The sequence below is a fragment of the Pseudoalteromonas sp. S2721 genome (genome assembly GCF_005887425.1).
In the GTDB taxonomy this organism is placed as follows: domain Bacteria; phylum Pseudomonadota; class Gammaproteobacteria; order Enterobacterales; family Alteromonadaceae; genus Pseudoalteromonas; species Pseudoalteromonas simplex.
In genome coordinates, this window is the sequence record NZ_PNCZ01000101.1 from 1 (window position 1) to 515 (window position 515).

Here is a 515-nt window from a genome sequence, read left to right on the forward strand (position 1 = left end):
ATCAAGACATCGGCCAATTCCGCTACTCCGCATCATTCGTACTAAAAGTACTGGTAGTTATTTTAAACTCTTCATTGAGTGCAGCTTTAACTCCTGCAGAGCCATTCTTAAGAAAGAATGGTGGCTAAGACGGGATTTGAACCTGTGACCCCATCATTATGAGTGATGTGCTCTAACCAACTGAGCTACTTAGCCATCGTGGCTGGGATACCAGGATTTGAACCTGGGAATGGCAGGATCAAAACCTGCTGCCTTACCGCTTGGCGATATCCCAACAAAAATTTGATAGTTTGAGTTCTTATCAAGAACATGGTGCGGAAGGAGAGACTTGAACTCTCACAACCGAAGTTACTGGAACCTAAATCCAGCGCGTCTACCAATTCCGCCACTCCCGCATCATTCGTACTTAAAGTACTGGTAGTTATTTTAAACTCTTCATTGAGCAACAAAAAGAATGGTGGCTAAGACGGGATTTGAACCTGTGACCCCATCATTATGAGTGAGGTGCTCTAACC

The 515-nt window shown here is 44.3% G+C and carries 3 tRNA genes; all 3 read right to left on the reverse strand.

Going from position 1 to position 515, the window contains the following annotated elements:
- Positions 1-118: 118 nt before the first annotated feature.
- Positions 119-195: transfer RNA gene (locus CWC02_RS20385), tRNA-Met, on the reverse strand.
- 4 nt (positions 196-199) lie between these two features.
- Positions 200-274: transfer RNA gene (locus CWC02_RS20390), tRNA-Gln, on the reverse strand.
- A gap of 36 nt (positions 275-310) precedes the next feature.
- Positions 311-395: transfer RNA gene (locus CWC02_RS20395), tRNA-Leu, on the reverse strand.
- Between the last annotated feature and the right edge of the window lie 120 nt (positions 396-515).